This is a genomic window from Comamonas sp. JUb58 (assembly GCF_004364775.1).
GTDB lineage: Bacteria > Pseudomonadota > Gammaproteobacteria > Burkholderiales > Burkholderiaceae_C > Comamonas.
Genome location: NZ_SOAL01000024.1, coordinates 20,296 through 46,365 on the forward strand (window position 1 = coordinate 20,296; position 26,070 = coordinate 46,365).

General features: G+C 64.4%; 24 protein-coding genes. 12 read left to right on the forward strand and 12 right to left on the reverse strand.

What is annotated here, in order from left to right; all coding sequences use genetic code 11:
• Positions 1-31: 31 nt before the first annotated feature.
• Positions 32-2,617: a bifunctional aconitate hydratase 2/2-methylisocitrate dehydratase gene (acnB, locus tag EDF71_RS21525; RefSeq protein WP_133858585.1), complete on the forward strand. Its 2,586-nt coding sequence runs from the start codon at positions 32-34 to the stop codon at positions 2,615-2,617.
• A gap of 225 nt (positions 2,618-2,842) precedes the next feature.
• Positions 2,843-3,292 carry a hypothetical protein gene (locus tag EDF71_RS21530; RefSeq protein ID WP_133858586.1) on the forward strand — a complete coding sequence of 150 codons (450 nt, stop codon included), beginning with the start codon at positions 2,843-2,845 and terminating at the stop codon, positions 3,290-3,292.
• Between the two features lie 273 nt (positions 3,293-3,565).
• Here EDF71_RS21530 and EDF71_RS21535 read toward each other — a convergent pair whose 3' ends face one another.
• On the reverse strand, positions 3,566-3,859 hold the full coding sequence (locus EDF71_RS21535; protein WP_208301112.1) for a hypothetical protein: 294 nt from the start codon (positions 3,857-3,859) through the stop codon (positions 3,566-3,568).
• Between the two features lie 266 nt (positions 3,860-4,125).
• Between EDF71_RS21535 and EDF71_RS21540 the strand changes: the two genes are divergently transcribed.
• Complete coding sequence (locus tag EDF71_RS21540) at positions 4,126-4,803, forward strand: 7-cyano-7-deazaguanine/7-aminomethyl-7-deazaguanine transporter (protein WP_133858587.1); 678 nt, start codon at positions 4,126-4,128, stop codon at positions 4,801-4,803.
• Positions 4,804-4,902: 99 nt separating this feature from the next.
• Here the strand turns inward: EDF71_RS21540 and bfr are convergent, their stop codons facing one another.
• On the reverse strand, positions 4,903-5,367 hold the full coding sequence (gene bfr, locus EDF71_RS21545; protein ID WP_133858588.1) for a bacterioferritin: 465 nt from the start codon (positions 5,365-5,367) through the stop codon (positions 4,903-4,905).
• Positions 5,368-5,576: 209 nt separating this feature from the next.
• Between bfr and EDF71_RS21550 the strand changes: the two genes are divergently transcribed.
• Entirely contained in the window at positions 5,577-6,395 is an 819-nt protein-coding gene (locus EDF71_RS21550) for a nucleotidyltransferase domain-containing protein (protein ID WP_133858589.1), read from the forward strand.
• Here the strand turns inward: EDF71_RS21550 and EDF71_RS21555 are convergent, their stop codons facing one another.
• Positions 6,396-7,295 (reverse strand): LysR family transcriptional regulator, encoded by a 900-nt coding sequence (locus EDF71_RS21555; RefSeq protein ID WP_133858590.1) that lies wholly within the window; start codon positions 7,293-7,295, stop codon positions 6,396-6,398. It lies immediately after the preceding gene.
• Between the two features lie 197 nt (positions 7,296-7,492).
• Between EDF71_RS21555 and EDF71_RS21560 the strand changes: the two genes are divergently transcribed.
• The 3 genes from EDF71_RS21560 to EDF71_RS21570 all read left to right on the forward strand — a co-directional run bounded on the left by EDF71_RS21560 (position 7,493) and on the right by EDF71_RS21570 (position 11,452).
• Entirely contained in the window at positions 7,493-9,199 is a 1,707-nt protein-coding gene (locus EDF71_RS21560) for an acyl-CoA dehydrogenase family protein (RefSeq protein WP_133858591.1), read from the forward strand.
• Between the two features lie 165 nt (positions 9,200-9,364).
• Positions 9,365-10,291: a tripartite tricarboxylate transporter substrate binding protein gene (locus EDF71_RS21565; RefSeq protein WP_243854396.1), complete on the forward strand. Its 927-nt coding sequence runs from the start codon at positions 9,365-9,367 to the stop codon at positions 10,289-10,291.
• An 18-nt stretch (positions 10,292-10,309) separates the two neighbouring features.
• Entirely contained in the window at positions 10,310-11,452 is a 1,143-nt protein-coding gene (locus tag EDF71_RS21570; protein WP_133858593.1) for a CoA transferase, read from the forward strand.
• A gap of 78 nt (positions 11,453-11,530) precedes the next feature.
• On the opposite strand, the gene EDF71_RS21575 is transcribed toward EDF71_RS21570, so the two are convergent.
• Entirely contained in the window at positions 11,531-12,241 is a 711-nt protein-coding gene (locus EDF71_RS21575; RefSeq protein ID WP_133858594.1) for a DNA/RNA non-specific endonuclease, read from the reverse strand.
• 115 nt (positions 12,242-12,356) lie between these two features.
• Positions 12,357-13,256 carry a LysR substrate-binding domain-containing protein gene (locus EDF71_RS21580; protein WP_133858595.1) on the reverse strand — a complete coding sequence of 300 codons (900 nt, stop codon included), beginning with the start codon at positions 13,254-13,256 and terminating at the stop codon, positions 12,357-12,359.
• 250 nt (positions 13,257-13,506) lie between these two features.
• Here EDF71_RS21580 and EDF71_RS21585 point away from each other — a divergent pair, with 250 nt between their 5' ends.
• Positions 13,507-14,307: an IclR family transcriptional regulator gene (locus EDF71_RS21585; protein ID WP_133858596.1), complete on the forward strand. Its 801-nt coding sequence runs from the start codon at positions 13,507-13,509 to the stop codon at positions 14,305-14,307.
• Positions 14,308-14,350: 43 nt separating this feature from the next.
• Here the strand turns inward: EDF71_RS21585 and EDF71_RS21590 are convergent, their stop codons facing one another.
• On the reverse strand, positions 14,351-15,175 hold the full coding sequence (locus tag EDF71_RS21590; RefSeq protein WP_133858597.1) for a proteasome-type protease: 825 nt from the start codon (positions 15,173-15,175) through the stop codon (positions 14,351-14,353).
• Positions 15,172-17,763, reverse strand: coding sequence for a DNA mismatch repair protein MutS (gene mutS / locus EDF71_RS21595; RefSeq protein ID WP_133858630.1), 2,592 nt, complete (start codon positions 17,761-17,763; stop codon positions 15,172-15,174). Before mutS ends, EDF71_RS21590 begins: the two co-directional genes overlap by 4 nt.
• A gap of 540 nt (positions 17,764-18,303) precedes the next feature.
• On the opposite strand from mutS, the gene EDF71_RS21600 reads away from it, so the two are divergent.
• Complete coding sequence (locus EDF71_RS21600; RefSeq protein ID WP_133858598.1) at positions 18,304-18,684, forward strand: RcnB family protein; 381 nt, start codon at positions 18,304-18,306, stop codon at positions 18,682-18,684.
• An 81-nt stretch (positions 18,685-18,765) separates the two neighbouring features.
• Here the strand turns inward: EDF71_RS21600 and EDF71_RS21605 are convergent, their stop codons facing one another.
• The gene (locus EDF71_RS21605) at positions 18,766-19,677 is read right to left on the reverse strand and encodes an inositol monophosphatase family protein (protein ID WP_133858599.1); all 912 of its coding nucleotides are present in this window, start codon (positions 19,675-19,677) and stop codon (positions 18,766-18,768) included.
• A 162-nt stretch (positions 19,678-19,839) separates the two neighbouring features.
• Here EDF71_RS21605 and EDF71_RS21610 point away from each other — a divergent pair, with 162 nt between their 5' ends.
• Positions 19,840-20,664: an RNA methyltransferase gene (locus EDF71_RS21610; RefSeq protein WP_133858600.1), complete on the forward strand. Its 825-nt coding sequence runs from the start codon at positions 19,840-19,842 to the stop codon at positions 20,662-20,664.
• A gap of 39 nt (positions 20,665-20,703) precedes the next feature.
• Entirely contained in the window at positions 20,704-21,483 is a 780-nt protein-coding gene (gene cysE, locus EDF71_RS21615; RefSeq protein ID WP_133858601.1) for a serine O-acetyltransferase, read from the forward strand.
• A 39-nt stretch (positions 21,484-21,522) separates the two neighbouring features.
• Here the strand turns inward: cysE and EDF71_RS21620 are convergent, their stop codons facing one another.
• Complete coding sequence (locus tag EDF71_RS21620; protein ID WP_133858602.1) at positions 21,523-21,954, reverse strand: helix-turn-helix domain-containing protein; 432 nt, start codon at positions 21,952-21,954, stop codon at positions 21,523-21,525.
• A gap of 91 nt (positions 21,955-22,045) precedes the next feature.
• Between EDF71_RS21620 and EDF71_RS21625 the strand changes: the two genes are divergently transcribed.
• Positions 22,046-23,287, forward strand: coding sequence for an MFS transporter (locus EDF71_RS21625; protein WP_133858603.1), 1,242 nt, complete (start codon positions 22,046-22,048; stop codon positions 23,285-23,287).
• Between the two features lie 6 nt (positions 23,288-23,293).
• Here EDF71_RS21625 and EDF71_RS21630 read toward each other — a convergent pair whose 3' ends face one another.
• The 3 genes from EDF71_RS21630 to miaA form a co-directional block, all read right to left on the reverse strand.
• Positions 23,294-24,397 (reverse strand): PLP-dependent cysteine synthase family protein, encoded by a 1,104-nt coding sequence (locus EDF71_RS21630; RefSeq protein ID WP_133858604.1) that lies wholly within the window; start codon positions 24,395-24,397, stop codon positions 23,294-23,296.
• A gap of 90 nt (positions 24,398-24,487) precedes the next feature.
• Positions 24,488-25,030, reverse strand: coding sequence for a DUF2867 domain-containing protein (locus tag EDF71_RS21635; protein WP_133858605.1), 543 nt, complete (start codon positions 25,028-25,030; stop codon positions 24,488-24,490).
• A gap of 18 nt (positions 25,031-25,048) precedes the next feature.
• Complete coding sequence (gene miaA, locus EDF71_RS21640) at positions 25,049-26,068, reverse strand: tRNA (adenosine(37)-N6)-dimethylallyltransferase MiaA (protein WP_133858606.1); 1,020 nt, start codon at positions 26,066-26,068, stop codon at positions 25,049-25,051.
• Between the last annotated feature and the right edge of the window lie 2 nt (positions 26,069-26,070).

Genomic DNA, 26,070 nt, shown 5'->3' on the forward strand with positions numbered 1-26,070 from the left:
CCCACCATTGAAATAGAGAACCGGAGAACGTATGTTGAAAGCCTACCGCGACCATGTGACTGAGCGTGCCGCTCTGGGCATCCCCCCACTGCCGCTGGATGCCAAGCAGGTCGCTGACTTGATCGAACTGATCAAGAACCCGCCTGCCGGTGAAGACGCATTTCTGCTCGATCTGCTGACCCACCGCGTGCCGCCCGGCGTGGACGATGCCGCCAAGGTCAAGGCTTCCTTCCTGGCTGCCGTGGCACATGGCGACCTGAAAGTGGCGCTGATCTCGAAGGCCAAGGCCACCGAGCTGCTGGGCACCATGGTAGGTGGTTACAACGTTCATCCGCTGATCGAGCTGCTCGATGACGCAGATGTGGCCGCCGTGGCTGCCGATGCGCTCAAGAAGACGCTGTTGATGTTCGACTTCTTCAATGACGTCGCTGACAAGGCCAAGGCCGGCAATGCCAAGGCCAAGGAAGTGATGCAAAGCTGGGCCGACGCCGAGTGGTTCACTTCGCGCCCTGAAGTCGAGAAGAAGATCACCGTCACCGTGTTCAAGGTGCCCGGTGAGACCAACACCGACGACCTGTCGCCTGCACCAGACGCCTGGAGCCGTCCCGACATCCCTCTGCACTACCTGGCCATGCTGAAGAACACGCGTCCTGACGCGGCCTTCAAGCCCGAAGAAGACGGCAAGCGCGGTCCGATGCAGTTCATCGACGACCTGAAGAAAAAGGGCAACCTGGTCGCCTACGTGGGCGACGTGGTCGGCACCGGTTCTTCGCGCAAGTCCGCTACCAACTCCATCATCTGGGGCACGGGCGTGGACATTCCTTTCGTGCCCAACAAGCGCTTTGGTGGTGTCACTTTGGGCGGCAAGATCGCTCCCATCTTCTTCAACACGCAAGAAGACTCGGGCGCACTGCCAATCGAAGTGGACGTCTCCAAGTTGGAGATGGGCGACGTCCTCGACGTGCTGCCCTACGACGGCAAGATCCTGAAGAACGGCGAAACCATCGCCGAGTTCTCGCTCAAGAGCGATGTGCTGCTGGACGAAGTGCAAGCCGGCGGCCGTATCAACCTGATCATCGGCCGCTCGCTGACCGCCAAGGCGCGTGAAGCCCTGGGCCTGCCCGCATCCACCGTGTTCCGCCTGCCCCAGGCGCCTGCCGAATCCAAGGCCGGCTTCACGCTGGCGCAAAAGATGGTCGGCCGCGCTGTCGGTCTGCCAGAAGGCCAGGGCGTGCGCCCCGGTACCTACTGCGAACCGCGCATGACCACCGTGGGCTCGCAAGACACCACCGGCCCGATGACCCGTGACGAGCTGAAGGACCTGGCTTGCCTGGGCTTCTCCGCCGACATGGTGATGCAGTCCTTCTGCCACACGGCCGCCTACCCCAAGTCGGTGGACGTGAAGACCCACCGCGAACTGCCCAACTTCATCAGCAACCGTGGCGGCGTGGCCCTGCGTCCTGGTGACGGCGTGATCCACAGCTGGCTCAACCGCTTGCTGCTGCCTGACACCGTCGGCACCGGTGGTGACTCGCACACCCGTTTCCCGATCGGTATCTCCTTCCCCGCAGGCTCGGGCCTGGTGGCCTTCGGTGCCGCTACCGGCGTGATGCCGCTGGACATGCCTGAATCGGTGCTGGTTCGCTTCAAGGGCGAAATGCAGCCTGGCGTGACCCTGCGCGATCTGGTGCACGCGATTCCGCTGTACGCGATCAAGGCTGGTCTGCTGACCGTGGCCAAGGCCGGTAAGATCAACGAGTTCTCCGGCCGCATCCTGGAAATCGAAGGCCTGCCAGACCTGAAGGTCGAGCAAGCATTCGAGCTGTCCGACGCGTCTGCCGAGCGCTCTGCCGCTGGTTGCACGATCAAGCTCAACCCCGAGCCGATCAAGGAATACCTGACCTCGAACATCGTTCTGATGAAGAACATGATCGCCGACGGTTATGCCGATGCCAAGACCCTGCAGCGCCGTATCGAGAAGGTCGAAGCCTGGCTGGCCAAGCCCGACCTGCTCGAAGCCGACAAGGACGCCGAGTACGCGCACATCATCGAGATCGATCTGGCCGACATCAAGGAGCCTATCGTCTGCTGCCCGAACGATCCGGACGACGCCAAGTTCCTGTCCGACGTGGCCGGCACCAAGATCGATGAAGCCTTCATCGGTTCGTGCATGACCAACATCGGCCACTTCCGCGCTGCAGCCAAGCTGCTGGGCGGCCAGCGCGACATCCCCGTCAAGCTGTGGGTGGCACCTCCCACCAAGATGGACCAGAGCGAGCTGATCAAGGAAGGCCATTACGCCGCCTTTGGTACCGCTGGTGCCCGTACCGAAATGCCCGGCTGCTCGCTGTGCATGGGCAACCAGGCCCAGGTGCGCGAAGGCGCCACGGTGATCTCGACCTCGACCCGCAACTTCCCCAACCGTCTGGGCAAGAACACCAATGTCTACCTGGGTTCTGCCGAGCTGGCCGCGATCGCATCGCGCATGGGCAAGCTGCCCACCAAGGAAGAGTACCTGAAGGAAATGGGCGTGATCGATGCCGACAAGGCCTCCGTCTACCGTTACATGAACTTCAACGAAATCTCGGAATACGCCGAGGTTGCCGAGAAGATCTAAGCCTTTTGGCCCGAGTGCAGGGGTTTGCAGCCTCTGCCCTTCCAACCCGCTTCGGCGGGTTTTTTTATGCCTTGTATCTAGGTTATGCGTGCCGCCCTGTGCAAAAAAAACTGAGGTATGCACAATGTTCGCTGGCCGCAGGCTGGCGCCTGTGTGCCCGCGCGCCTGGCCATGCCAGGTGTGCGCGCCCAAGTTTTGAAATGCCCGACTGGAGAATTGAGTCCGATGAAGATGTGGAAATATGTGGTGGCGCTGCTGGTGCCTGGAGTGATGGCCAGTGCCAGCCTGGCGCAGGTGCAGAGTGGTGCCACGGACAGCGCCGCCTCTGCCGAGGTGACCAGTGTGCAGGCGACGCCTTGTGAAGGCGCCGTGATGTATGCGCTGGACAACTGGTACCAGGTGCAGCGCTGCGAAAGCTCGGGCTTTTTGATGCCCGAAGAGATTGCCCAGAGCAGCGCCGATTTTCTGGCTGCGCACCAGGGCATCGAGCAGGATGTGCGCAGCCAGAGCCCGCGTGCGCAGCAAGCGCTGGCCTTTGCCGGCACCAGCCCCTGGGACTGGAACGACCCGGGCAACCGCAGCACCCTGGAAAACCTCTGCCGCGACACCTTGCAGTCCCAAAAACGCATGGTGAGCGAGCCCAGCTGGCGCGAATCACTGAGCTGCGCGCGCTGATCAATGCACAGCGGGCAGGGCGCCCAAGCGCCAAACGCCCGCCTTTGTGGGACTGACTGACCTGGAGCCTTGAGCAGCCTTTGATGCAAGGCTGCCCAGGCTGCGAGGGCCGGGGGATCCTCTGCAAAACCCTCGCCAAGCGGGATGGACGCGGATCGGGATGAGACGCAAGGCGTCTTTTGCAGTCAATAGCGAGCTATTGACAAGGAAGACAACGCAGCGGATCGCCCGAGCCCGCGTTCAGACCACGGCAGGGAGTTTTGTAGAGGATCCCTAACCCAGGCGCACGTCGAAGTAAGCCTCCTCCACGCCAATCCCCTGAAAGCCCGCCTGCCGTGCCTTGTCAAAGGCCTTGAGCCAGGCGCGTGCCAGCACCTCTTGCTGGGCGGAGATCTCACCGCCTTCGGCGGCATCGGTGTAGGCGCTCAGCGCTTCCAGCATGTCTTGTTCATCGGGGAAAAACTTGCCGATCTCTCTGGCAAAGCGCGCTTCTGCGCGGTGCTTGAGGGCGGGATCAATGCCGTGGCAATCCTGCAGGCTGATGGCGATCGGGGTAGAGACTTCCATAGATTAGATGACTGTTTAAATAAACAGTGTCTAGTATCTCTGTTAACTGTTTATTTGTACAGGCTTTTATCATCGGCCTATGCAGGGCTGTGGCCAGAGACCGACGCGGCCATGCACTAGCGCTTGGGGCATTGCACCCTCGGCCAGGCCGGTTTTGCGCGGCGCGTATACAATATGGGCCCCTTGTGCCTGCATGCCTTTTTGTGCGCAGGCCATTTTTTCGTAGCCATGGGTTCCCTCGCCCCCATTGACCAAAAAGGAATGTCATGAACTCCGCTCATGCCGTGCAGACCCCTGTGTCGCGCGTGCCTTTCTATCTCTCCTTGCTGGTGGCCTTCCACATCGCCATCGTCATTGCCAGCAACTACCTGGTGCAGCTGCCCATCTCGCTGTTGGGCTTTCACAGCACCTGGGGAGCCTTCAGCTTTCCCTTTATCTTCCTGGCGACCGATCTGACCGTGCGTCTGATCGGCAAGGTCGAGGCGCGCCGTGTCATCACCCGGGCCATGCTGCCTGCGCTGCTGGTGTCCTATATCGTCGGCGTCATCTTCCATGAAGGGCGCTTCAACGGCTGGGAGGCCCTGCAGACCTTCAACAGCTTTGTGTTCCGCATTGCGCTGGCCAGCTTTGCCGCCTATGTGCTGGGCCAGTTGCTCGACATCCAGGTGTTTGACCGCATCCGCCAAAAGAGCCATGCCTGGTGGATGGCGCCCGCTGCCGCCTCGGTGTTTGGCCAGGCGCTCGATACCGCTGCCTTTTTCTCCATCGCCTTCTGGCGCAGTGCCGACCCCTTCATGGCCGCCAACTGGGTGGAGATCGCGTTGGTGGACTATGTCATTAAGCTGGCCGTGAGCCTGCTGCTGTTTGTGCCCGCCTATGGCGTGGTGCTGGCCGCACTGGTGCGCTCGATGCGCATGCCGACGGCAGCGACGGCTGCTCCCTGACCGGCAGTTCCGTTGGGCCGAGGGGCTGACGGGATGCTCGCCAAACAAAAGGCCGCCAGAATCAAATCTGGCGGCCTTTTGCATGGGCGCTGCTTGGCTTCAGGTCTGGCTTTGCAGGTAGTTGGGCAGGCCCATCATGTTGATCAAGCTGAGCTGCTTTTCCAGCCAGTAGGCATGGTCTTCTTCAGTGTCGCGCAGTTGGGCCAGCAGGATGTCGCGGCTCACATAGTCGCTGTGCTTTTCGCACAGTTCCATGCCCTGGCGCAGGCCGGCGCGCACTTCGTATTCGGTGTCCAGGTCCTTTTGCAGCATCTCGGGCACGGTGGCGCCGGGCGTGAATTCCTTGGGGCGCATATCGGGGCGGCCACCCAGCATCAGGATGCGGCGCAGCAGCGCGTCGGCATGCTGGGTTTCTTCCTGCATCTCATGGTCCAGGCGGGTGAACAGCTTGGTAAAGCCCTGGTCTTCGTAAATGCGCGAGTGGGCAAAGTACTGGTCGCGTGCGGCCAATTCGCCACGCAGGAGGTCCTTGAGGTAATCGACGACGTCGGGATGGCCTTGCATGTTCTTGTTCTCGGTAAAGTTTGCGAAGCCTGCAGTATCGCGTGTCTGTGTGACCTTGGTTGCGAAAGCAGCCAAATGCCCATGTAGCACCGCTCTGGATGCGGGCTGTAAGCAGATGCATTCGCATTGCCTATGCCGCCCGCGCAGACGAGGCCAGGGAATGGGCCGCGATAGTTCTGGCAAGATCAGAGGTTTTGAAGGGAGCGAGCATGAACCCATCCGAAGCCTGGCAAGCGCAAGTGCACCCCATCGACCCGGCGGTGCGCGCCGACATCGAGGCCAAACTGGCGCAGATCGAGATCGAGCACCAGGTGCGCATCCTGTTTGCCTGCGAGTCCGGCAGCCGGGGCTGGGGTTTTGCATCGCCCGACAGTGACTACGATGTGCGCTTCATCTACGCGCCGCGCCTGCCCTGGTACCTGAGCGTCAGCGAGCAGCGCGATGTGATCGAGCTGCCTATCTCCGATGTCTTCGATGTCAACGGCTGGGAGCTGCGCAAGGCGCTGGGCCTGCTCAAAAAGGGCAATGCCACCTTGATCGAATGGTTTGATTCGCCCGTGGTCTACCAGGCCGATCCGCTGTTTGTTGCCGACATGCGAGCGGCCATCGAACGCGTGCACCTGCCCGAGCGCACGCACTACCACTACCTGCACATGGCACGCAAAAACTACCGCGAGTACTTGCAGGGCGAGACGGTGCGGCTCAAAAAATACCTGTATGTGCTGCGCCCGCTGCTGGCCTGCCTGTGGGTGTCCGAAGGCCGGGGTGTGGCGCCGATGCGCTTCCAGGATCTGGTCGATGGCACCGTCGTCGACCCGGCGGTGCTCGATGCGATTGCGGCGCTGCTGGAGGTCAAGCGCGCGGCCAAGGAGTCCGAGCATGGTGCTGCGATGCCGGTGCTCAATGCCTTTATCGAGACCACCTTGGCGCAGCTGGAGGCCGCACCCGCGCCGCAGACACCGAGCGTGGACTTTGGGCCGCTCGATGACTTGCTGCTGCGCACCGTGCTGAGCGGCCACACGGCTTGATCAAGCGCCTTGCGCCACCGCCTGCACGGCCGATTGCAGGCTGAGCAGCAGCTTGTGCACCAGCGGATTGTCCGGCTGGCTGCGCCAGACGGCCAGCAGCTCGGACTGCGGCTGCTCGCCCATCAGCGGGATGAACACTACATCGGGCATGCCCACGCGCTGCAGCGCGGCCGGCACAATGGCCGAGCCCTGGCCCAGCGACACCAGCGACAGCACCGACAACCAGTGCCGCACCTCGTGCCGCACCTCGGGTGCAAAGCCATGGGCCATGCACATCTGGTAGATGCGCTGGTGGTAGAGCGGAGACACGGCGCTGGAGAACAGCACCAGGCGCTCATGCTTGAGCTGTGCCAAATTCAGCACCGCATGGCCGGCCAACGCATGCTGGCTTGGCAGGCAGGCCACAAAGGGCTCTTGCATCAGCAGCTGGCTGCGCAGGCCTTCGGGCAGCATCACCGAATGCACCAGGCCCATGTCCAGCTCAGCCTGCTGCAGGCCCAGCAGCTGCTCGGCGCTGTTGAGCTCGCGCATGTCGATGCGCACCTGCGGATGCGCGTGCTGAAAATGGGCCAGCGCCTGGGGCACGCCCCGGTACAGCGCCGAGCCCACAAAACCCAGGCGCAGATGGCCGCTGACGCCCTGGCCCACATCCCGCGTCTCCTGCACCGCCTGCCCGGCCAGCGCCAGCAGCTGGCGTGCGCGTGGCAGCAGGTGGGCGCCGGCGGCGGTCAGGCGCACGCCCTTGCTGCTGCGCTCAAACAGTGCGGCGCCGATCTCTTCCTCCAGCTGGCGGATGGCGACCGACAGCGGCGGCTGCGAGATGGACAGGCGCTGGGCCGCGCGGCTGAAGTGCAGCTCTTCCGCCAGGGTTGCGAAGTAGTTCAGCAGCCGCAGCTCCATGGGGTGCTCCTAACTATATTTAATACGTATCGATAAAGATTTTAATAATATTTGACGCGAATAGCGGCGGCTGCTGAAATGGCGCAAAACCTCGCGACCAGAGCGCGAACCCACGCACAAAAAACGCCTAACCCGCGGGCTGGCAGCGCAGTCCCTCCCCAGCACCGCGCCGCCAGCCCCGCCATCAGGAGACCCGCATGTCCGCAACGGACCCATCCCAGCGCAGCGCCATGGCGCAGGTAGCACAAGCCCATGCCCACCCCGTGCCTGATCGCCACGGCAGCAATTTCTACAGCACCGACCCGGCCTTGCAGCAGCTCTTGCAGCTTTACCTGCCTGCCGATTTGCTGGCCCATCTGCAGCCCTATCTGCAGCGCATGGGCGCGCTGGCCGGCGGCCGCATCGACGAGCTGGCCAGCATTGCCGACAAGAACCCGCCCACCCTGGAGCACCGCAGCCGTGCCGGTGAAGACCGCCAGCGCATCATCAAGCACCCGGCCTATGAAGAGCTGGAGCGCATCGCCTATGGTGAATTTGGTCTGCAGGCGATCTCGCACCGCGACGACATGCTGGGCTGGCAGGGCAAGATGCCGCCCATCGTCAAATATGCGCTGACCTATCTGTTCGTGCAGTCCGAGTTTGGCCTCTGCTGCCCCTTGTCGATGACCGACTCGCTGACCCGCACCTTGAAGAAATTCGGTGCGCCGGAGCTGGTCGCCAAGTACCTGCCGCAGCTGCTGTCGCTGGACTGGGACAGCCAGGCCCAGGGCGCCATGTTCATGACCGAGCAGGCGGCCGGCTCCGACATCTCCAACACCCAGACCCTGGCCCAGCCACAGGCCGATGGCAGCTGGCGGGTGACGGGCGACAAGTGGTTCTGCTCCAACCCCGATGCCGAGTTTGCGATGGTGCTGGCCCGTGTGGAAGGCGCACCCGCTGGCATGAAGGGCATCTCGCTGTTCCTGCTGCCCCGCAAGCTGGATGACGGCAGCCAGAACCACTACCGCATTATTCGGCTCAAGGACAAGCTGGGCACCAAGTCGATGGCCAGCGGCGAGATCCGCATGGAAGGCGCGATTGCCTACCTGATCGGCGAGCAGGGCCGGGGCTTTGTGCAGATGGCCGATATGGTCAACAACTCGCGCCTGTCCAACGGCGTGCGCTCGGCCGGCATGATGCGCCGCGCGGTGGCCGAGGCCGAGTTTGTGGCCAGCGAGCGCGTGGCCTTTGGCAAGCGCCTGCAGGATATGCCGCTGATGCAGCGCCAGCTGGACAAGCTGCGCGTGCCCGCCGAGCAGGCGCGCTCCATGGTGTTCCAGACTGCGCAGACCCTGATGCGCTCTGACGCGGGCGACAAGGAGGCCTATGCGCTGCTGCGCATCCTGACGCCGATGATCAAGTTCCGCGCCTGCCGCGATGCGCGCAAGGTGACCGGCGACGCGATGGAAGTGCGCGGCGGCTGCGGCTATATCGAGGAATGGACGGACCCGCGCCTGGTGCGCGATGCCCACCTGGGCTCCATCTGGGAAGGCACCAGCAATATCGTCGCGCTCGATGTCGTGCGCGCCATCCAGCGCGAGGGCTCGCTGCCGGTGCTGCAGGCCTATCTGCAAGGCCTGCTGGCGGACTGCCGCATCAGCGCAGGTTACCGCGATGCGCTGGATGCCGCATTGGCCCGCGCCAGCGCGCTGGCCGAGCGTGCCGCGCAAGACGGCGGCGCGGTGCTGGCCCGCCAGGCCGCCACCGGTCTGTACAACTGCACCACCGCGATTGCGATGGCCTGGGAAGCCGGCCAGATCGACTCGGCCGAGCGCTTGCGCCTGTCGCAACTGGTGCTGCTGCACCGGGTGCTGCCGCGCGATCCGCTGGCCAGCGAAGCCATTCCGCAGGATTGGCTGGCCTGATTCGCAGATCAGCCGATCCGCAGATCGGCAGATCGGCAGATCGGCAGAGACATCCTTATCAACAAGCAGGCACCAGACCTGCATCCCTCAATACATGGAGACAAAATGCAAAAATTTTCCTTGAACGCGGCGGCGCTCGCGCTCGCTGGCCTGGCAGGACTGGGTATGGCGTCGGCGCAGGCCGCTGACAAATTTCCCGACCGCCCGATCATGTTCACCGTGCCTTTCCCACCCGGTGGCCCCACCGATGCGATGGCCCGGATTCTGGCGACAGAGCTGACGCGCGAGCTGGGCCAGAGCGTGGTGGTGGAGAACCGCGCGGGCGCGGGCGGCAATATCGGCGCCGAGTATGTGGCGCGCGCCAAGCCCGATGGCTACACCATCATGTTCGGCACCTCGGGTCCGCTGGCGATCAACAAGAGCCTGTACAAATCCATCAGCTACGACCCGCGCACCAGCTACGCGCCCGTCATCTATGTGGGCTACCTGCCCAATATCCTGGTGGTGAAGGCCAGCCTGCCGGCTGACAACGTGCAAGGCCTGATCGCGTTGGACAAGGCCCATCCTGGCAAGCTCAATTTCGCGTCATCGGGCAATGGCGCTTCATCGCACCTGGCCGGGGTCATGTTCAACAACCTGGCGGGCACCAAGCTGCAGCACATTCCCTACAAGGGCACAGGCCCGGCGCTCAATGATTTGCTGGCGGGACAGGTCGACATGAGCTTTACGGATATCCTCACGGCCATGCCCTATATCAAGGCTGGCAAGGTCAAGCCGCTGGGCGTGGCCACCGCGCGCCGCTCCAGTGCCTTGCCCGACATTCCCACCGTGGCCGAGCAGGGCATGGCCGGGTATGACGTGAGTGTTTTCTTCGGTGTTGTCGCCCCCAAGGGCACGCCGCCCGAGCGCGTGCAGGTGCTCAACCAGGCCTTCTCCAAGGCACTGGATTCGGACAGTGTGAAAAAGGCCTTTGCTGCGCAGGGCCTGGAGGCATCGCCCGATCGCTCGCCTGCCTACCTGGGGCGCTTTATCGGCACCGAAGTGGACAAATGGCAGGCAGTGGTTCAGCAGTCGGGTGTGACGCTGGACTGACCAATCGGAAAACGGACCATGACAACAACACAGGCGACCAATGTTGGCGCTTTGCAGGGCATCAAGGTGCTCGATCTCTCGCGCATTCTGGGCGGGCCGCTGTGCGGCCAGATCCTGGGCGACCATGGCGCCGATGTGCTCAAGGTCGAGCCGCCGCAAGGCGACGATACGCGCAGCTGGGGCCCGCCGTTCCGCGATGGCGTGGCCTCGTACTACCTGGGCCTGAACCGCAACAAGCGCGTGCAGTTCATGGACCTGGCCAGCGCCGAAGGCCAGGCCCAGGTGCGCGCCTTGATGGCGCAGGCCGATGTGGTGGTCGAGAACTTCAAGACCGGCACGATGGAGAAATGGGGCATCGGCTACGAGCAAATGCAGCAGGAGTTTCCGCACCTGGTCTGGTGCCGCGTCACCGGCTTTGGTGCCGATGGACCGTTGGGCAGCCTGCCCGGTTATGACGCCGCCATCCAGGCCATGGCCGGGCTGATGAGCATCAACGGCGAGGCCGATCGCGACCCGCTGCGCGTGGGCCTGCCGGTGGTCGACATGGTCACCGGCCTCAATGCCGTGATCGGTGTACTGCTGGCGCTGCATGAGCGCGGCCGCAGCGGCCTGGGCCAGCTGGTCGATGCCTCGCTGTATGACGCCGGTATCTCGCTGCTGCACCCGCATGCCGCCAACTGGTTCATGAACGGCAAGATCCCCGGCCGCTCCGGCAATGCCCATCCCAACATCTACCCCTACGATGTCGTGAACACCGGCAAGGCGCCGATCTTTCTGGCGGTGGGCAATGACCGCCAGTTCCGCCTGATGTGCCAGCACCTGGGGCAGGAGGCCCTGGCCGACGACAGCCGCTTTGCCACCGCCGGCCAGCGCTCGGTCAACCGCGATGTGCTCAAGCCGCTGCTCGAACAGGCCTTTGCCGCGCATGATGGCGTTCAACTGGCCGAGGACCTGATGGCCATCGGCGTGCCCGCCGCGCCGGTGCTGAATGTGGAGCAGGCCTTGCAAGCCCCGCACACCGCGCACCGCGAGATGGTCGTGAAGATGGGCGACTACACCGGCCTGGGCGCCCCGGTCAAGCTGAGCCGCACCCCTGCGTCTTACCGCTTTGCGCCGCTGACCGAAGGTACGGCGTTTTTGGATGCCGCCAACGACCACTGATCTGCAGCATTCACCCGCAAAAAAGGCCCATGCCTGCGCACTGCAGCATGGGCCTTTTTGTGGGTGGAAGGGCGGTGCTCAGTCCAGCAGGCGAATGCCCGTGCGCTGCACAAACTCTTCATAGCTCAGGGGCTTGCCGGCCTTGGTCGATGGCTGGTTGTCCTGCAGATGCACCCAGCGCTGGCCGGTGGCCGGGTCGTAGACCATCTTGAACACGGCATCGGGCACCCAGACCTGACCGTCGCCAATGCTGCGGTGCTGCTTGCCAAACACCGGGCCGGTGATTACAAAGACATCGCCCTTGGCGCGGCGGATATAGCTGCGCGTGTCCTGCTCGATCTGCGACCAGGACTTGCCGTTCTGGGTCGGGTCCTGCGGCACCATATTGGCCAGCGAATAGCTTTGGGCCTTGCCGTACTTGGTGCTCATGTCACCGGCAGCCGCCATATGGCCACGGCTGAGGCCGGAGCGCTTGTAGTCCGACAGCTGGGCGCGTTCGCGCTCGGGCAGGCGCGCCTCGGGGTAGAACTTGTCGCTGCGCTTCAGGTCCTTGGCCTGCTCCAGCATGCGGGCGTTCAGGCGCTGGGCCACAAAGATCGGCGTCTTGGTCTGGCCTGAGTGCAGCACCGCGAACTCTTCAAAGCACAGCGGCCGCAACTGGCCATAGGCGTTGGTGCTGGGCGGCTTGCCCGAGAAGAACTGCGGGCAGTCATCAAAGCCTGCAGCCAGGGCAGGGGCGGCGGCGCACAGCAGCACTGGCGCCAGGTAAACAGAGAGGCGAGAAAACATAAGCGCGCAAGTGTTGCACAAGATCGGCCCGCCTGGCGCAAAGGCCGGGCAGGCCGTCGGCTATCCGGAGGTTGGCTGGGGTGCGTGCAAGCGGCGAATGGCTAGGGGCTGCTGCTTAATGCGCTGCTTCTTGCAAAAACGTCCACAGCTGCAGCGCCTGGGGCGGCAGCTGGGCCGGGTCGCGGCAGGCCAGCACCAGCTGGCGCGCGGCCCAGTCAACGCTCAGCGGCCGCAGGCGCAGCCGGGCCTGGGGCCAGCGCAAGGTGGCGCATTCGGCAGCAGTGCGTGGCACCAGCGCAGCGCCCAGGCCCATGGCGACCCAGTCGCACAGGGCCTCCAGGTGCGGGGCCAGTGCGCGGTAGCGCAGGGCGACCCCCGCCTGCAGCGCCTGCGCGGCCATCAGCTGGTGCAGCGCATGCTGGGGCAGCAGGCCGAGCAGTGCAATGTCCTTCAGGTGGTTCAGCTGCACATCCTGGGGCAGGGCGGCCAAAAGGCGCGTTGGGCCCAGCAGCACCAGCGGGTCATCGCGCCAGACCTGGGTGTGCAGGCTGCCCGCAGGCACGGCGTTGGAGAGCACGCCCATATCGGCTTCACCGGCCATCAGCGCGCGCGCAATCGCATCGCTGGTGCATTCGCGCAGCTCCAGGCGCAGCTGCGGGTTAGCCTGCATAAAGGCGCCCAAGGGTGCAATCAAATGCTCGCTGATTGCCGAGGTATTGGCCAGCAGCTCGATGCGCGTGCCCAGGCCCTGGCCAAAGGCCTGCATGTCTCCCGCCAACTGCTCCATCTGCAGCAGCATGCGGCGCGCATGGGGCAGCAGCACGGCACCCGCTTCGGTCGCTGTGACCCCGCGCTTGCTGCGGTGGAGCAAGGGCGCGCCCAGCACCGTCTCCATGCCCCGGATGCGCTCGCTGGCCGATGCCAAGGTGATATGGCAGCGCTCGGCCCCCTGGGTGATGGTGCCGGACTCCAGGGTATGGACAAAAAGGCGCAGGTCTTGCAGGTCAAAGCGCATGGCAGAGCGGGAACTGGATCGTGGGGGGATGCGACATGGTAGCGGGCTGTCGCGATGATGGCTATGGATTTTCCGTAGGGATCATTCGGAAGGCATCGCCGTTGAAGGGATCGAACCGCATGCCTATGGAAAAGAAGAATGCTTTGGTCTCTGTACCCACCACATGGCAGGAGACCGCGCAGTGCATGCGGCTGGCGACCGCTAACCACCCTGTGCTGGGGTATGCTACGGCGCAGTATGGGATGCAAACATGGCTACTTCGTCTTCTGAAAGCAGTGTTGCCGGCACGGCAGCGTTTTCCAAGTTCATGCGCGTGCTGCAATTGGTGGCAGATGGCAGCGAGCCCCTGGGTATTGCCGAGATGGCCAAGGCGACGGGTTTTCCGCGCCCGACGGTCCACCGCATTGTGGCGGCCTTGCAAGCCGAGCGCATGCTGGTAGAAGTGGGGACCACGCGCTGCTGGACCCTCGGCCCGCGCCTGGTGCAACTGGCCAGCCGCAGCTGGAGCCGCTCGGGCCTGCGCATGGCCGCAACGCAGGCGCTGCGTGATCTGCGCGATGCCACGCAGGAGACCATCCATTTCGCCGTGCCCTCGGGCCACAGCATGGTCTATATCGAAAAGCTGGAGAGCGACAGTGCCGTGCAGATGTCATCGCGCATTGGCACCAGCGTGAATCTGTACTCCACCGCCGTTGGCAAGGCCTACCTGGCCGCGCTGCCGCCCGCCGATGCCACTGCGCTGATGGCCGAACTGGGCTATGCGCCGCTGACGGCGCAGACGGTGGGCGATGCGCAGGCGCTGCAACGCCAGGTGGACGAGGTGCGCCAACGCGGTTGGTCCACCGATGCGCAAGAGAATGAAGAGGGCATTTACTGCTTTGGCGCCGCAGTGCTGGGGCCGGACGGCAGCCCCGTGGCCGCCATCAGCGTCAGCACCTTGCTGTTCCGCCAGCGTGAGGATGTGCAGGCCGCCTACATCCAGCCCCTGTTGCGCACCTGCCGCGCGATTGCCCAGCAACTGGCGCAGAACCCCAACCTGGTGCACGCCTGAGTGCCAGCGCTGGGCTCTGGTGAGCCCGCGCTGCAGCCGCGCTTTACAGCATCACGTTGGAGTTGGTGATCTTCTTCACCGGCCGAATGGCGCTGCTGTCCGGCTGGATCGAGGCGGCGTTGTCGCCGCTGTCCCAGTGCGGGTCTTCGATGCTGTCAAAAGCCTGGCGCAGCTTGTCGCCCCAGGTGTTGCGCACCATGCGGAAGTACTGGTTGAACTCGTCGATGCAGGCGATATTGTCGCAGCCGAGTTCGTCGGTGTCGTAGACCACCAAGTCCAGCGGCAGGCCCACCGACAGGTTGGATTTGAGCGTGCTGTCCATGGAGACCAGCGCGCACTTGGCCGCTTCGTTGAGGGGCGTGGTGGGGGTCAGCACGCGGTCCAGCACGGGCTTGCCGTACTTCGCCTCGCCGATCTGGAAGTAGGGCGTCTCGGCCGTGGCCTCGATAAAGTTGCCGGCCGAGTAGACCTGGAACAGGCGCGGGCTCTCGCCAGCGATCTGGCCACCAAACACCAGGCTGCAGTTGAAGTCCACGCCCGCGCGCTCCAGCGCCTTGCCGTCGCGCTCCTGGATATGGCGCACGGCAGCACCCAGCACGCGCGTCGCGTCAAACATGCTCTTGGCGTTCCAGATGGTGATGGGCGGGCCGCCGTTCTCGTCTTCGAGCTGCTGGGTCTGCAGAATCTCGCGCACCGATTGCGAGATCGACAGATTGCCGGCAGACAGCAGCACCATGAAGCGCTCGCCGCGCTTCTCGTACACCATCATCTTGCGGAAGGTGCTGATATGGTCCAGGCCCGCATTGGTTCGGGAGTCGGAGAGGAACACCAGGCCGGCGTTCAGCTTGATGGCTACACAATAGGTCATGACTTGTCAGCGAGTCGCTTGAGTGAATACAGTAGATCGAGTGCGTCGCGCGGTGTCAACGTGTCCGGCTGCAGCTCGCGCAATTGCGCCTCGACGGCGCTGGGTGTTGCGGTTTCGGCCGAGGCCGGTTGGGCAAACAGGTCCACCTGGGAGTCGCCTGCCTGCTGGCGCGATTCCAGCGCGGCCAGCGCATGGCGGGCATGGCTGAGCACGGGCGCAGGCATGCCGGCGAGCTTGGCCACCTGCACGCCATAGCTGCGGCTGGCAGGGCCCGGTTGCAGCTCATGCAAAAACACAATGTCGCTGCCCGCTTCGGTCGCGGCCACATGCATGTTGATCGCATGCTTGGCCTTGGCTGGCAGCTCGGTCAGCTCAAAATAATGGGTGGCGAACAAGGCCAGGGCCTTGGTCTTGTCATGCAGGTGCGTGGCAATGCCGCTGGCCAGCGCCAGGCCATCAAAGGTGCTGGTGCCCCGGCCAATCTCGTCCATCAGCACCAGGCTGTAAGGCGTGGCGGCGTGCAGAATCTGCGCGGCCTCGGTCATCTCCAGCATGAAGGTGGACTGGGCATTGGCCAGGTCATCGGCCGCGCCGATGCGGGTGTGGATCGCGTCGATCGGCCCCAGCAGGCAGCGCGTGGCAGGCACATAGCTGCCCATGCTGGCCAGCAGCGCAATCAGCGCCACCTGGCGCATATAGGTCGATTTACCGCCCATGTTGGGGCCGGTGATGATCTGCAGGCGCTGCAGGCTCGACAGCCGCGTGTTGTTGGCGATGAACGAAGCGTTGGAGGTCTCGGCCAGGCGTGCTTCCACCACCGGGTGGCGGCCCGCGTCGATGTCGATGCAGGGCTCGGGCACAAACTGCGGGGCGCACCAGTTCAGGGTCAATGAGCGCTCGGCCAGCGCGCACAGCGCATCCAGCGATGCAATGGCCTGGCCCACGCGGGTCAGGGCGCTGACATGCGGCTGCAACTGGTCCAGCACCTGCTCGTACAGCCATTTCTCGCGCTGCAAGGCGCGTTCCTGGGCCGACAGCGCCTTGTCCTCAAAGGTCTTGAGCTCGGGCGTGATGAAGCGCTCGGCGTTCTTCAAGGTCTGGCGGCGGCGGTAGTCGTCGGGCACCTTGTCCTTGTGGCTGCTGGTGACCTCGATATAGAAGCCATGCACCTTGTTGAACTGCACGCGCAGGTTGCTGATGCCGGTGCGCGCTTTCTCGCGCGTCTCCAGGTCCAGCAAAAAGGCATCGCAGTTGGTCTGGATGGCGCGCAGCTCGTCCAGCTCGCTGTCAAAACCATTGGCGATGACGCCGCCATCGCGCACCAGCGCCGCGGGCTCGGGGTCGATGGCGCGAATCAGCAGTTCCATCGCATCCAAGGGCGGCTGCAGCGCTTCAAAAATCTCGCCCAGCAAGGGCGCAGGTGCGGCGGCATTGCGTGCCAGCTGCTGCGCCTTTTGCAAGGTCAAGCCCAGCGCCACCAGCTCGCGCGGGCGCACCTGGCGCAGGGCGATGCGGGCAGTGATGCGCTCCACATCGGAGACGCCTTTGAGCTCGGTGCGCAGAATCTGCCAGGGTGCGGCAGAGAGCGTGTCGCTGTCGCCGCGCAGCACGCTGATGGCGCCCAGGCGCGCACGCGCATCGCTGCGGTCGCGGCTGGGTTCGAGCAACCAGCTCTTGAGCAAGCGGCTGCCCATGCCGGTCTGGCAGGTATCGATCAGCGAGAACAAGGTCGGGCCGTCCTCACCGCGCAAGGTCTTGACCAGTTCCAGGTTGCGGCGCGTGGTCGCCGGCAGGTAGATCAGTGCATCGTCGCGCACCACATGGATGGTCTGCACATGGGGCAGGTTGCGGCCCTGGGTGTGCTCGGCATAGGTGAGCAGCGCGCCAGCGGCCGCGTGGGCGGCATACAGGGTCTGCGCATTCCAGGCCTGCAGGCTGGCGGCGCCCAGCTGCTCCAGCAGCTTGCGCTCGCCCAGCTTTTCGTCAAACTGCCAATCGGGGCGCAGCGCCAGCGGGCAGGTCAGCACACCGCTGCTGCGCAGCTGGTACAGCGATTGCTCAAAGCGCTGCGAGGCACCGGCGCTGTAGGCCACTTCGCTGGGGGCAATGCGCGCAATCCAGGCGGGCAGTTCTTCATGGGTGCACTCGGCCAGAAAAATCTTGCCCTGGGTCACGCTCAGCCAGGCCAGGCCACAGCGGGCGCGCTGCGCCTGGTGCACCACCAGCAGCATGGCTTCGGCCTTGTCGCTCATCAGCTCGCTGTCGGTCACCGTGCCAGGCGTCACCACGCGCACCACCTTGCGGTCCACCGGCCCCTTGCTGGCCCCCACTTCGCCCACCTGCTCGCAGATCGCTACCGATTCGCCGAGCTTGAGCAAGCGGCCCAGGTAGTTCTCCAGCGCATGGAAGGGCACGCCCGCCATCGGAATCGGCTGGCCGGCCGACTGGCCGCGTTGGGTCAAGGTGATATTGAGCAGCTGGGCGGCCTTCTCGGCATCGCCATAAAACAGCTCGTAAAAATCCCCCATGCGGTAGAACAGCAGGGTGTTGGGGTGCTCCACTTTTGCAGCGTGGTACTGCTGCATCATGGGCGTGTGCGATGAAAAATCGGCTTTCGTAAGCGTTGGATTTTCCATTTGGTTTGAACTCATCTATTGGTGTCGGTTGGTATGAATCCAACTTGGCATGGCAGGGGTGATGGGGGGGCGGCATCGGCCTGTAAAGGCTAGCCTGAACGCTGTCGCACCAGGGGCAGGGCGCCATGCGCCGGTCTGTCTCTGGCCGCAATGCGCATCATACAAGGCTGGTCGGGGCCCACAGGGCCTGGGTGGGGTGAGCATATTAACGTAATTGGCGGTGTAAGTTGGCAACCACTCGCATGCATAACGAGGTAATGCCAGGGAGATTCGCCCCAGCATGAGCGCTCTGCCATGCCTGCAATGGCAGTATGAGCGGCAGCGATTTTGAAGAGATTTAACACCCCGATGCGAATGTAAAGCCCATCGCAGCGCCTTGAAAATCTCAGTAAAGCTGGCCGATTCCTACCGCTTTGCACTGCAGCTTGGGCCATCATGAACCGCAAGCAAGGCAGTGGTGCCTTGTGGCAATACAAGGATAGGAGGTCCTCAATGACTACATGGACAAATCGGATCGCAGTCGCTGCCTTGGTGGCAACCATGGGTGCTGGTGCAGTGGGCGTGCATGCCCAGCCGCGCCCTCCGCAGGATTCCCACCGCTATGACGACCGGGGCCATGCGCAGCCCGATCGCCGCCATGATTCGCACCGGCCTGATGCGCGCAACCACCGGGGTGCCGGGCCGGACCACCGCTGGGTCAAGGGCTCGCGCGTGCCGCCCCAGTACCGGGCGCATGGCTATGTGGTCAACGACTGGCGCGGCCACCGCCTGAGCTCGCCTCCGCGCGGTTACCACTGGATCCAGAATGGCGGTGACTACCTGCTGGTGGCCATTGCCTCCGGCGTGATTGCCCAGATTGTGTTTGGCAACTGATCGCTAGACTACTTTCTGATCGCCCAAAGACAAAGCCCGCAGGCATGGCCTGCGGGCTTTGTCGTAAGGGAGCGCGGAGATTTACTCGGCTTGCTCGGCGTCTGGCTCGGCGGGGGTGTCCGCAGCGGGCTCGGCGCCGTCGTCGTTCAGGGCCTGGCGCACGCCGGCCTTGTCACCCGCGCTGGCAAACTTGCTGTACTTGGCCAGGATAGGCACCAGCTGGCCGTAGATGCGGGGCGTGCCGGCCAGCACTTCGCGTTGCTCCAGGAAGTCGGCTTCACCGGTGAAGTTGCCGACCAGGCCGCCGGCCTCGGTCACCAGCAGCGAGCCGGCTGCCACGTCCCAGATGCTCAGGCCCGTTTCAAAGAAACCATCGCTGAAACCAGCGGCCACATAGGCCAGGTCCAGTGCCGCTGCGCCGGGGCGGCGCACGCCGCTGGTGCGCTGCATCACATCGCCCAGCATGGCCATGTACTGCTTGAAGTTGTCGCCCGGACGGAAGGGGAAGCCGGTGGTGATCAGGGTGTCGCGCAGCAGGGTGCGCTTGGACACGCGGATGCGGCGCTCGTTCAGGAAGGCGCCACGGCCACGGGTGGCGGTGAACAGGTCGTTGCGGGTGGGGTCGTACACGACGGCTTGCTCGATGCGGCCGTTCACGGCCAGCGCGATGCTGACGCAGTAGACGGGGAAGCCGTGGATGAAGTTGGTGGTGCCGTCCAGCGGATCGATGATCCAGATGTGGTTGGAGCGGGGGTTGCCGTATTCGTTGCCCGATTCTTCGGCGAGGATGCCGTGGTCAGGGTAGGCGGTCAGCAAGGTCTCGATGATCGCTTGCTCGGAGGCCTGGTCCACTTCGGTCACAAAGTCGTTCACCTGTTTGGTCGAAACCCGCACCGATTCCACGTCAAGCGCGGCACGGTTGATGATGGCGCCAGCAGCGCGAGCGGCCTTGATGGCCATGTTGAGCATGGGGTGCAGGGAGGAGGACGACATAAATTGTGTGGGCGTAAGTGGGGCAGCAAAAACGCTGCGAAACGCTGGGGCAAGAGCGGCTTGTAGATCGCGGCCGGCGATGCGGCAGCGACAATAGGGGCTAGATTGTACCTGCGCTCGATTTTTTTCGCTGGTGCATGCCCCTTTTTGCTCGACCTGTCTATGAAAACCCGTTTTGTTCTGATTGAAACCAGCCATGCCGGCAATGTGGGCGCTGCCGCCCGTGCCATCAAGACCATGGGTTTCGATGACCTGGTGCTGGTGCGCCCGCGCTGGAGCAATGTGCTGCGCAAGGAAGAAACCATCCAACGCGCCAGCGGTGCACTGGATGTGCTGGCCAACTGCCGCATTGTGCAGTCGGTGGAGGAGGCCTTGGATGGCATGAGCCACCTCTGCGCCACCGCCATGACCCCGCGTGACTTTGGCCCACCGGCCCGCACGCCGCGCGAGCATTTTGCGCTGCTGCTGCAGGGCGCGCTCGCGGCCCAGCCTGGGCCGGCTCCGCTGGATGAAGACACCAGCCCCGCAGCTAGCGATGCAGCCAGCGACGCCACAGCCGCCAACCCCAGCGGCGAGACCGGCGTCGCCTTTTTGTTTGGCTGCGAACGCTATGGCATGGCCAATGAGGATGTGTACCGCTGCAATGTGGCGCTGTCGATTCCGACCAATCCGGATTTTGGCTCGCTGAACCTGGCCTCGGCCGTGCAGGTGGTGGCCTATGACTGGCGCCAGGCACTGGGCGGCTATGGCGTGAGCGATGTGGCGGCGCGCGGCGAGCGGGCCGATGCCCAGCAGGTGGCAGGCATGCTGGCGCATTGGCAGCAGGCGCTGGCCGAGATCGGCTTTCTGGACCTGGATGCCCCCAAGAAGCTGATGCCCCGGCTCAACCAGATGTTCAACCGCGCGCAACTGACCCAGGAAGAAATCCACATACTGAGAGGTGTTGCCAAGGCCATGCTGCGTACGGCCGAGGCCACAAAACGCTAGACTGGCGGGCCCTCGAATACTTATATAACCATTGTTTCCATGCTTGACCGCCTGCGTTCCGATATTCAGTGCATCCTCGACCGCGATCCTGCTGCCCGCAGCCGTTGGGAGGTTGTCACCTGTTATCCCGGTCTGCATGCGATCTGGATGCAGCGCCCCGCGCACTGGTGCTGGAACCATGGCTTCAAATGGACGGGCCGTTTCATCTCGCACCTGGCCCGCTGGCTGACCGGCATCGAGATCCACCCGGGCGCGCAGATCGGCCGCAATGTCTTTATCGACCATGGCATGGGTGTCGTGATTGGTGAGACCGCGGTGGTGGGCGACGGCTGCACCATCTACCACGGCGTTACCCTGGGCGGCACCACGCTCTACAAGGGCGCCAAGCGCCATCCCACCTTGGGCAAGAACGTGGTGGTGGCTGCGGGTGCCAAGGTGCTGGGCGGTTTTGAGGTTGGTGATGGCGCCAAGATCGGCAGCAATGCCGTGGTCATCAAGCCCGTGCCTGCAGGTGCCACGGCCGTGGGCATTCCCGCCCGCATCATTGCCTCGCGCCAGGGCGCCAGTGCCGATGTCACTGCAGCGCAGACAGACCAGAAGTTTGCCGCCTACGGCGTGACGCAAGAGGATGACCCGCTGTCCAAGGCCATGCGCGGCATCATCGACAGCGCGGCCGGCCATGAGCAGCAGATCACCATGCTCTGGGCGGCCATCGAGAAGCTGTCGGTGCAAAGCAAGGTGGGCGATTGCGTGCCTTGCGATGCGCAGCGCGAAGCCGAGTTTGAAGCCCAGAAGCTGAGCGACCTGGTCGGCAAGTAAGCCGGTGTCGGTTGCCGGTCGCTGGCCCAGCCAGGTCGGCTAGCCCAGCTTGCGCACCATCGCAGCATCGGGCGCCAGCACCTGGCCATCGGCGGTCTTTGGTTGCATGCGGGCTACCGGCTGGCCGCTGGCTTTTTCCACCAGGCTCGAATGCACCTCGCCGGGCGCAAACAGCTGGTCCTCCCCCCATTGGCGCAGCGCCACCACCACCGGGAACAGGCCCAGGCCCTTGGCCGTCAGCGCATATTCCTGGTAGGCACTGCCGTCGGATGCGGGCTGCGTCTGCAGCACACCCGCATCCACCAGCTTGCGCAGGCGGTCGCTCAGGATATTGCGCGCCATGCCCAGGTTGCGCTGCAAATCCCCAAAGCGCTGCACCCCATCAAAGGCATCCCGCACGATCAACAGCGACCAGCGGTCGCCAATGGCATCCAAGGCGCGCGCAACAGGGCAGGGCTCAGGCGAGGTCATGTGCGGTTCTCCAAGTTCCGGTCAATCAAGTTGCATTTTAAAACTGGAATGCCTAGAATCAATCTGGTTTTAAATTAAAACTAGATTGGCGATGACTTCTTCTTCTTGCGTTGATACCCCGGGCCCGCAGGCCCAGCGCGCTGCCGTGCCGCCTGGCCTGGTAGGCCTGTTTGCCGTGGCTGCTGGCGCCAGCGTGGCCAATGTCTACTACGCCCAGCCCTTGCTGGATGCGGTCGCGCAGGACCTGGGCATACCGCTGGCTGCCGTGGGTGGCGTCATTACGGCCACGCAGCTGGGATCCGCCCTGGCCTTGCTGCTGCTGGTGCCGCTGGGCGACCGGGTCAACCGGCGGCCCTTGATGGCCTGGCAGTTGCTGGCCCTGGTGCTGGCGTTGCTGGCGGTGGCTTGGGCGCCATCTGCGCCCTGCTTGATGGCGGCGATGCTGGCAGTGGGCTTGCTCGGCACGGCGATGACCCAGGGCCTGATCGCCTACGCCGCCAGCGCGGCACCACCTGATGCCCAGGGCCGGGTCGTGGGCGGCGCGCAAAGCGGGGTCTTCATCGGCCTGCTGCTGGCGCGGGTGTTGGCGGGGGCTGTGGGCGACGCCTGGGGCTGGCGCAGCGTCTATATGGCCTCAGCAGCGCTGATGCTGGCGATGGCCTTGCCTCTGTGGTGGTGGCTGCCGGTGCTGGCGCATCGGCCATCCAATCTGGGCTATGGCCAGTTGGTGGCATCGATGGGCAGCCTGCTGCGGCGCGACCGGGTCCTGCAGGTGCGTGGCGTGCTGGCCTTGCTGATGTTTGCCGCGTTCAGCATTTTCTGGAGCAGCCTGGTGCTGCCGCTGCGCGCGGCGCCCTTTGGTTTTTCGCACAGCGCCATTGGCCTGTTTGGCCTGGTGGGCGCTGCTGGTGCCTTGGCGGCCACCGTGGCGGGGCGCTGGGTGGACAGGGGCCAGGCACAGCGCGCATCGCTATGGGCCTTGCTGGCGCTGCTGCTGGCCTGGCTGCCCTTGGCCGGTTTGGGCTGGCTGCCCGACCCGCGCTGGGCGATAGCGGCCCTGGTGCTGGGCATTGTGCTGCTGGACCTGGGCGGCCAAGCCTTGCATGTCAGCAACCAGGGCCTGATCTTTGCGCGCAGCAATGATGCGCACAGCAGGGTGGTGGCCGTCTACATGCTGTTCTATGCAGTCGGCAGCGGGCTGGGGGCCATCAGCGCCACCAGCATCTATGCCTATGCGGGTTGGCTGGGCGTTTGCGCGCTGGGTGCGGTGGTCAGCGGCGCCGCGCTGCTGTTTTGGTGGGCGACCCGGGACTGGATGCGCGCAGGCGCCTGATGGGTTTCAGCCCTGGCCGTGCAGCAAGGTCTGCAGTGCCTGCTGCGTGGCCTCGCAGTCACCAAAATGCGTGCTGACCCATTCGCGGTGGTAGTACGTTGGCAGGTAGCGCTCGCCAGCGTCGCACAGCAGGCTGAGCAGCGAGCCGGTTTCGCCCCGCTGGCGCATGCCATCGGCCAGGCGCAGCATGGCCACCATATTGGTGCCGGTCGAAGGCCCCACCTTGCGGCCCAGCACATCGCCCAGCAGCTGCATCGCGGTGACCGATTCGCGGTTGCTGACGACCTCCATATGGTCCACCACGCCCCGGACAAAGCTGGGCTCGACGCGCGGGCGGCCAATGCCTTCGATGCGCGAGCCGGGCGCCGTCAGGCTGGCGTCGCCACTGCGCCAGTAATCATGGAACACGCTGCCTTCCGGGTCGGCCACACAGACCTGGCTGTCGTAGCGCATGTAGCGCACAAAGCGGCCAATGGTGGCGCTGGTGCCGCCGGTGCCCGCACCCACCACGATCCAGCGCGGGACGGGGTGGCGTTCCATGCGCATTTGCTGGAACATGCTCTGCGCGATGTTGTTGTTGCCACGCCAGTCGGTGGCGCGTTCGGCATAGGTGAACTGGTCCATGTAGTGGCCGCCGGTGGTCTGGGCCAGCGCACGGGCGGCATCATAGACTTCGCCGGCATGGCCGACAAAGTGGCAGCGTCCGCCTAAAAATTCAATCTGCGCAATCTTCTCGGGCGAGGTGGACTGCGGCATCACTGCGACAAAAGGCAGGCCCAGCAGGCGCGCAAAATAGGCCTCGCTCACGGCCGTGGAGCCGCTGGAGGCTTCGACAATCGTTGTGCCCTCTCGCACCCAGCCATTGCACAGCGCATAGAGAAACAGCGAGCGCGCCAGCCGGTGCTTGAGGCTGCCGGTGGGGTGGGTAGATTCATCCTTGAGGTAGAGGTCAATCCCCGCCTGCGCGTAGCAGGGCAGGTTCAGGGGAATCAGGTGGGTGTCGGCACTGCGCTGGTAATCAGCGTCGATCTTGGCAATGGCCTGGTCACGCCAGCCGTGGTGGTTGAGGGCCTGGGGAGCGCTGATGGTGGGGGTGTCGTGGGGCTGCATGGCTATGGATTATGACGCCATGACAAAAAATGGCTATCCAGGCAGAGCTGCCTGCACTGCCATGGCAAGCGCAAATGGCTGCTTCCGTCGTCAGACGCTTGCAGGCTGTGCGCGCCCCAGAGCGGCCAGCACCGCAGGCGCAATGCGCCGGTGCATAGGCGCCACCGGCAGCATGTACAGATGGCCAAGCAGGTTGCGGACATGCACCACCGTTGTGATGGTGATGGCGACCTGGTCTTGCTGGCCCGCCACAGGCGCCCGGTGCACGCTGAGCACCACGTTCAGATGCTTGTCGCTGTCGCCGATCAGTGCTTCATCGGCGCTGTTCTCAACCACCGTAAATACGCCCACGCGCTCGCCTGGTTGGTAGGCGCTGGCGGGGCGCAGCGGGTCGATCTGGGAGAGGGTGCCCAGGTCCTTGAGTCCCACCAGTTGGCCCACCCGGTTGCGGGCCTGCATGCACCACTCAATCCAGCGCGGCGTGCGTGCGACGGCGGCCAGAAAATAGGCCAGCGCGGGCTCGCCGGCCTCTGCGGTGTGGATGCACCAGGCATCCTGAAAATGCGCGCCGGCCAGGCGTTGGGCGATGCGGCTGCCCGTAGGTGGGCGGCATTCTTGCGGATGGGTTGGCATGGTGTGGATGAGCGCTAATTATTGGGCAGTGGCCAGCCGAGCGCTGGCGGCCTGCAGCCATTGGTCCAGCGCATCGGGCGCGTCGCAGGCAATGGCCTGGCGGGCGGGCATGCTGCGCAGCCAGGTGATCTGGCGCTTGGCCAGCTGGCGGGTGGCGGCAATGCCCTTGTCACGCATCTCTGCCCACAAGGCGGGCGGTACATCGCTTTCGGTCTGCACGGCGATGCCTTGTTGGACGCAGCTGTCGAGCATCTCCCACATCTGGCGGTAGCCCACGCAGCGCATCGATGGCAGGTTCAGATCCAGATCGCCGCGCGCGCGCAGCTGCAGCACCTCGGCCAAAAAGCCCTGGGCCAGCATCTGGTCGTAGCGCAGCGCAATGCGCGCATGCAGCCAGGCGCGGTCGCTGGGCTCCAGGCTGAATAGTTGAAAGCTGGGTGCCAGCTGCAGCAATGGCGATGGCCGCTTTTGCTGCGCATGGAAATACGACAGCGGCTGGCCGCTGACCCGCCAGACCTCCAGCGCGCGCTGCACCCGCTGGCTGTCACCCGGCGCCAGGCGCTGCGCGGTAACGGGATCGACCTGCGCCAGCAGCCCATGCATATGCGGCCAGCCATGGATGGCCGCCTCGGCATCGAGCTGGGCGCGCACCGCCGGGTCGGCGGCAGGCATGTCGTCAATGCCATCCATCAGCGCCTTGAAATACAGCATGGTGCCGCCCACCAGCAAGCTGATGCCACCCCGCGCATGGATTTGCGCCACCAGCGCCAGCGCGTCGTTCACAAACTCTGCTGCGCTGTAGGCATCCAAGGGGTCGCGGATATCGAGCAGGTGGTGGGGAATGCCGGCCTGCTCTTGCAGGCTGGGCTTGGCCGAGCCAATGTCCATGCCCCGGTAGATCAGGGCCGAATCCACGCTGATGATCTCAACAGGCCGCGCCGCGCCCAGTTGCTGCGCCAGCGCGATGGCGGCGCCGGTCTTGCCGGAGGCGGTGGGGCCTGCCAGGCCCAGGCAGAGAGGGGTATCAACAGCGTGCACGT